Source organism: Pseudomonas sp. FW305-28, from assembly GCF_017351395.1.
Lineage (GTDB): Bacteria > Pseudomonadota > Gammaproteobacteria > Pseudomonadales > Pseudomonadaceae > Aquipseudomonas > Aquipseudomonas fluorescens_AA.
Genome location: NZ_JACNDD010000275.1, coordinates 1 through 3,212, shown reverse-complemented (window position 1 = coordinate 3,212; position 3,212 = coordinate 1). Strand labels below are relative to the sequence as shown.

The following is a 3,212-nucleotide window of genomic DNA, read 5'->3' as shown; positions in this document are numbered from 1 at the left end:
TGTAACCCGCCGCGTCCAGCAACTTGTCCAGCTCAGCCGTGTTGCTTGGCTTGAGCTTGAAGATCCAGGCGCCGTACGGATCGGAGTTCAGCAGCTCAGGCGAACCGCCCAACTCCTCATTGACCGCGATCACTTCACCTGCGATCGGGGAATAGATATCGGAAGCGGCCTTGACCGACTCCACCACGCCGGCCTGGGCGCCCGCCTCAAAGACCGTGCCGACCTCGGTCAGCTCGACAAAGACCACGTCGCCCAAGGCTTCCTGCGCATGATCACTGATGCCCACGGTAACGGAGCCGTCGGCCTCCAGACGCGCCCACTCATGGCTTTCGGCAAAACGCAGTTCGGCAGGGATATCGCTCATATTCTGTGTCCTCAATAGAAAGTGTCAGCGGCCAGCGGCCCGCCGCAAAAGGTTAGATCAGGGTTTTGCCATGGCGGACGAAGGTCGGTTTGACCACCCGTACCGGGTACCACTTGCCGCGAATTTCTACCTCGGCACGGTCGGCGGTTGCCATCGGAACACGTGCCAGGGCGATCGACTTGCTAAGCGTAGGAGAAAAACTACCACTGGTGATCTCCCCTTCGCCAACATTGGCGATGCGAACCACCTGGTGGGCGCGCAAAACACCCCGTTCTTCCAGCACCAGTCCGACCAGTTTGTGCTGCACACCGCTGGCCAGCTCGGTCTCCAGCGCGCTGCGCCCGATGAACTGACGGCTCGCCGGTTCCCAGGCGATACTCCAGGCCATGTTCGAGGCCAGCGGTGAAACATCCTGGTGGATATCCTGGCCGTAGAGGTTCATGCCGGCCTCCAGGCGCAAGGTGTCGCGGGCGCCGAGGCCGATGGGCGAAATGCCAGCGCCGACCAGGTCGTTGAAGAAACTCGGGGCCTCCTGGGCGGGCAGGACGATTTCCAGGCCATCTTCGCCGGTGTAGCCGGTCCGGGCGATGAACCATTCGCCGTCGGCGCGCCCTTCGAAAGGCTTGAGTTGCTGGATGATTTGCCCACGGGATTGCGTGACCAGCTCGGCAATCTTCTGTCGGGCGTGGGGGCCCTGGATCGCCAGCATCGCCAGCTCGGGGCGCTCATGCAGTTGCGCGTCGTAGTCACCGAGTTGTGCCTGCATCCAGGCCAGGTCCTGATCGCGGGTCGAGGCGTTGAAGACCAGGCGATAACCGTCTTCGACACGGTAGATGATCATGTCGTCGACGATGCCGCCGCGCTCATTGAGCATCGCGCTGTACAAGGCACTGCCTGTGTCTTGCAAGCGGTCGACGTCATTGGCCAGCAAGCGCTGCAGCCAGACCTTGGCCTGGGGGCCGGCGACGTCGATCACGGTCATGTGGGATACATCGAACACACCGCAGTCGCGACGCACCTGATGGTGTTCTTCGACCTGCGAGCCGTAATGCAAAGGCATATCCCAACCGCCAAAATCGACCATCTTCGCGCCAAGGGCGAGATGAAGGTCATACAGAGGCGTACGCTGTCCCATGGGTTTCTCCTTCCGGGCTTGGCGAAGGTGCGGACGGACACTGCGTAGCGCGAACGTCTGAAAAAAGGAGTTTTCTGACGCTCTCAGTTGCCCGGTCCGACAGACGGACCGCACCGAATGCCGCGCATTGTAGCCGCATGAGGTAGGACTGGCACCTAGCTGTTTCGATGGGCCGAACGTCGTATCAATCCGATGACCGGCAACAGCCCCACCAATACCAACGTCAGCGCCGGTAACGCGGCCCGGGCCCACTCCCCTTCGCTGGTCATCTCGAAGATCCGCACCGCCAGCGTGTCCCAGCCGAACGGGCGCATCAGCAACGTCGCGGGCATTTCCTTGAGTACATCGACGAACACCAGCAACGCCGCGCTCAAGGTGCCGGGCAACAGCAACGGCAGATACACTTTGAAAAACAGTCGCGGGCCACTGACCCCAAGGCTGCGTGCCGCTTCGGGCAAGGACGGACGAATGCGCGCCAGGCTGCTCTCCAACGGCCCGTAGGCCACGGCCAGGAAACGCACCAGGTACGCCAGCAACAGCGCCGACAGGCTGCCCAGCAACAATGGCTTGCCTGCACCGCCGAGCCAGGTCGACAGCGGGATGACCAGCTCACGGTCCAGGTAGCTGAACGCAAGCATGATCGACACCGCCAGCACCGAACCGGGCAAGGCATACCCCAGGTTCGCCAGGCCGACGCCGGCACGAATCGGACGGGTCGGCGCCAGCCGCCGGGCGAACGCCAGCAGCAAGGCCACACAGACGGTGACCAGCGCCGCCAGGCCGCCCAGGTAGAGGGTATGGACAATCAGCCCGGCATAACGCTCATCCAGGTCGAAACGACCGCGTTGCCAGAACCACACCACCAACTGCAGCACCGGGATGACAAACGCGCAGGCAAATACCAGGAAGCACCAGCCACTGGCCGCCACGGCCTTGAGGCCGCGCAACGTGTACAACGCCTTGACCCGGGGCCGCTCGTTACTGGTCCGGTGAGCGCCGCGGGCCCGGCGTTCGCCGTAGAGCACCAGCATCACCGCCAGCAACAGCAGGCTGGCCAGTTGGGCAGCGCTGGAAAGGCTGAAGAAGCCGTACCAGGTCTTGTAGATGGCGGTGGTGAAGGTGTCGAAGTTGAACACCGACACCGCGCCGAAATCCGCCAGGGTTTCCATCAGCGCCAGCGCCACGCCCGCACCGATGGCTGGCCGGGCCATCGGCAGCGCCACGCGCCAGAACGCCTGCCACGGCGACTGCCCCAGCACCCGGGCAGCCTCCATCAAGCCCTTGCCCTGGGCCAGGAAGGCACTGCGCGCCAACAAATAGACATAAGGGTAAAAGACCAGCACCAGCACCAGGATCACCCCGCCGGTGGAACGAACCCGGGGCAGGCGCAGGCCGCTGCCGAACCATTCACGCATCAGCGTCTGCACGGGACCGGCGAAATCCAGCAGGCCAACGAAAACGAACGCCAACACATAGGCCGGAATCGCGAACGGCAGCATCAACGCCCAATCGAGCCAGCGGCGTCCCGGAAACTCACACAGGCTGGTGAGCCAGGCGAGGCTGACACCCAGCAAGGTCACGCCGACACCTACGCCAAGGATCAAGGTGAGGGTGTTGCCCAACAAGCGCGGCATCTGCGTATCCCACAAGTGGGACCAGATTTGCTGGTCGATGCTCTGCCAGGACAGCAGCAAGACACTCAAGGGCAACAGG

At 63.2% G+C, this 3,212-nt stretch carries 3 protein-coding genes; all 3 read right to left on the bottom strand.

All coding sequences use genetic code 11. The features are described 5' to 3' along the window. The coding region (gene gcvH / locus J4E53_RS30240; protein ID WP_207268282.1) for a glycine cleavage system protein GcvH at positions 1 to 364 on the bottom strand (364 nt) is incomplete at its 3' end. A gap of 52 nt (positions 365 to 416) precedes the next feature. Next, the gene (gene gcvT / locus J4E53_RS30235; RefSeq protein ID WP_060740140.1) at positions 417 to 1,499 is read right to left on the bottom strand and encodes a glycine cleavage system aminomethyltransferase GcvT; all 1,083 of its coding nucleotides are present in this window, start codon (positions 1,497 to 1,499) and stop codon (positions 417 to 419) included. A gap of 155 nt (positions 1,500 to 1,654) precedes the next feature. Beyond that, a complete protein-coding gene (locus J4E53_RS30230) occupies positions 1,655 to 3,211 on the bottom strand; it encodes an iron ABC transporter permease (protein WP_259333261.1) in 1,557 nt (518 codons plus the stop codon). Between the last annotated feature and the right edge of the window lies 1 nt (position 3,212).

Coding starts and splice junctions, on each gene's coding strand:
- gcvT (WP_060740140.1), bottom strand. CDS start 1,499: ATGGGACAGCGTACGCCTCTGTATGACCTTCATCTCGCCCTTGGCGCG.